Annotated in this window: 3 protein-coding genes; 1 reads left to right on the top strand and 2 read right to left on the bottom strand. The window is 64.8% G+C overall.

The features are described 5' to 3' along the window. Together VJR25_RS00585 and VJR25_RS00590 are read right to left on the bottom strand one after the other, a co-directional pair. On the bottom strand, positions 1-533 hold a 533-nt coding region (locus VJR25_RS00585; protein ID WP_324111447.1), incomplete at its 3' end, for a sugar ABC transporter permease. 71 nt (positions 534-604) lie between these two features. Continuing rightward, a complete protein-coding gene (locus tag VJR25_RS00590) occupies positions 605-1,930 on the bottom strand; it encodes an ABC transporter substrate-binding protein (protein ID WP_324111450.1) in 1,326 nt (441 codons plus the stop codon). A 217-nt stretch (positions 1,931-2,147) separates the two neighbouring features. On the opposite strand from VJR25_RS00590, the gene VJR25_RS00595 reads away from it, so the two are divergent. Then, a partial coding sequence (locus VJR25_RS00595; protein WP_324111452.1) for a LacI family DNA-binding transcriptional regulator occupies positions 2,148-3,086 on the top strand: 939 nt, incomplete at its 3' end.

The raw sequence follows: 3,086 nt of genomic DNA on the forward strand, positions 1-3,086 counted from the left end.
TACAGCAGCACGGCGTAGAAGCCCATCGATCGCCAGAGGTCCATCAGGATGATGATCCAGAACGCCGCGGCGGGTGTGCCGAACCAGTCGACGGGGTGCCCGCCGAAGAACTCGATGAGGGCGTTGACCGGTCCGACGGTGGGGGCCGCTTCGAACAGCTTCTGGAACAGCAGTGCGATCGCGACCGTCGGCAGCACGATCGGGAAGAACATGATCGTGCGGATGAGGGCGGACCCCTTGCGGATCCAGAACACGTACATGAGCGACAGGCCGTACCCGACGCCGACCTGCAGCACGGTGAGCACGAGGGCGTACTTGATCGTGAACAGCACCGCCTGCCACGCGGCGGGATCGGTGAAGAACGCGGTGAAGTTCTTGAAGCCGACGAACTCGAACCCGGTGATCGGGTTGCCCGTCTGCACGGTATAGAACAGCGACCACACGATCGGCACGAGCATGATCAACGTGTAGACGAGCAGGGACGGGCCCAGCAGGGTGAAGATGGCGCGCTTGTCGCCGAGCACTCTGTGCATGATGTTTCTCTTTCAATCGCGGCAGGCAGATGGCGGTGCGGGGGCAGGGGTGCCCCCGCACCGCACAAGGCTTAGCCGGCGTCGTTGGCTGCCTGCACGAGGTTCATGAACTGCGAACCGCTCAGCGTGCCGCTGCCCAGTCCGCCGCCGTTGGTCTGGCTGACGGTGGTGCCCTTGGACGTGAACTTCGCCTCGAACCAGAGCACGCTGGAGTTGGCCGTCTTGATCGTGTTCTGCACGATCTTCACCGTCGGGGAGGTGACCGATGCGGCCGCGGCGTCCGAGACCTGGAAGCCGGAGACAACGCCGCTGTCCTTGAGGACGGTGTCGCCGTAGTTGTTGACGATGCACTTGAACCAGGCATCCTGGTTGGTGCCCCAGTCCTTCGTGCCGAACATGACCGGCACGCCGACGTTCGCCGGAACCTGGTCGATGGAGCCCTTGCCACCGGTCACTGCCGGGAACGGCGCGTAGCCGATGTTGTCCTCGCCGATCTTGTTCTGGGTCTTGTCTGCGAAGTTCGCGGTGGCCCAGCTTCCCATGTAGAAGAAGGCGCCCTTGCCGGTGAGGAACTGGTTCATCGCGCCGTTGTAGTCGACAGAGCCGACCGCGTTGCCGAAGTAGCCGGCCTTGCCGAGCGCGGCGACGGCGTCGGCGGCCTTGACGTATTCGGGGTCGGTGAGCTTCGCCTTGCCGTCGGCGACCTTGTCGAGGGCGTCGGGGCCGAGGTCGCGGAAGATGTAGTCGCCGACGAGCCGGGTGATCGGCCAGCCGTCCTTGCCGTCCGCGACGAACGGCTGCACGCCTGCGGACTTCAGCTTCGCGGCATCCGCGACCAGCTCGTCCCAGGTGGCCGGCGGAGTCGTGATGCCGTTGTCGGCCAGGATCTTCTTGTTGTACCAGAAGCCCTCGATGTTGAACTCAGTCGGCAGCGCGTACATGTCCTTCTCGCCGTACAGGCTCTCGATCGTCGAGGCTGCGGCGGGGAGGATCTTGTCAGTCAGGCCGGCCTTCTTCAGCAGGGCCGAGACATCCTGGATCTGCTTGCCCTTGATGAACTGCTTCATCAGATCCGGCGTGCCCGCGGACATCTGCATGTTCGACAGCGCGTTCTGGCCCGACAGCAGCTGCAGCTTCTGGTCGTACTGCGCGCCTGCCGAGCTGTCGGTGGTCAGTGGGGTCGTCTTGTTCTCGGGCGCGCACTGTGCGCCCGAAAGGGTCTTGAGCGTCCCGGCGATGGTCGTGTTCTCGGTCTGACCGAAGTACGAGAACTTGGCTGCTCCGGCGCCGCCGGTGCTGCCGGTCGATCCGCTGCACGCGGTCAGGGCGAGCGCACCGGCACCGATGATCGCAAGCACGGGGGCCAGGCGACGGAGCCGCCTCTTTGCTGTGGCCACAATTCCTCCTTGAATGTGAGAGCTTCATCTTGAAGCGCTTCAAGTGGAGAGGATGCCACACTCTCGCGAGTAGGTCAATAAGCCGCGACAAGAATCTGAAACGCTTCAAGAGAGACGTCTGGTAAAGTGCGCGGGATACTGCAGGACGAAGCCGTGAACCCGAGGAGGGGTCCCCATCGCAACCGATCGACGCAGTGCTGCGCGTCTCCAGCCGAGCATGAGCGATGTGGCCAAACATGCCGGGGTCGCCATCGGCACGGTCTCCAACACGCTCAACAACCCCGGCAAGGTGTCCGAGCGCACCCGTCGCAAGGTGATGGCCTCGATCGCGGAGCTCGGATTCGTACGCAACGACGCCGCCCGATCACTCGCCGCGGGCAGCAGCACGACCATCGGACTTGTCCTCGCAGACCTCGGCAACTCCTTCTTCGTCGACATCGCCCGCGGCGCCGAACACGCCATGCGCCGACGCGGGATGAACGTGCTCATCGCCAACTCCGACGTCGAACGCGACCGGGAGGTGCGCAACCTCGAATTGTTCGAGCAGGCGCGCGTCGCCGGCATCCTCCTCGCCCCGCTCGATACGCCCCTCGCGCACTCCGAGGTCCTGCCGCTTCGGTCTACGCCCACTGTCTTCGTGAACTTCGCGCCCGAATTCCAGCGCATTCCTGCCGTCGCCGTCGACGAACGCCGGGGTGGCGAGCTGGCGGCCACGCACCTCCTCGAGCTCGGTCGCCGACGGGTCCTCTTCGTCGGCGGCCCCCTCATCCTCGGCGCGGTGCGCGACCGCTTCACCGGAGCCTCCGACGCAGTGGCCGGCGTGGTCGACGCGACCTTCGAGCATCTCCCCACCGGCGGTCTGAACATCCGGCATGGCCGGGATGCCGCCCGCGTGATCATCGGACGGGGGAAGAGCTCTTACGACGCAATCGTCGCGGCCTCGGACCTTCTCGCCATCGGCCTCACCCAGGTGCTCTCCGAGACCGAGGGCTTCAGTGTGCCTGACGACATTGCGATCACGGGATACGACAATAACCACTTCGCCTCCGAAAGCTCCATCCCGATCAGCACGGTAGGTCAGCCTGGAGAGGATATGGGGCGCGCTGCAGCAGAACTGCTTCTAGAGCGCATCACAAACCCTGATGCGCCGGCGCGG

This window comes from Microbacterium sp., assembly GCF_035277845.1.
Lineage (GTDB): Bacteria > Actinomycetota > Actinomycetes > Actinomycetales > Microbacteriaceae > Microbacterium.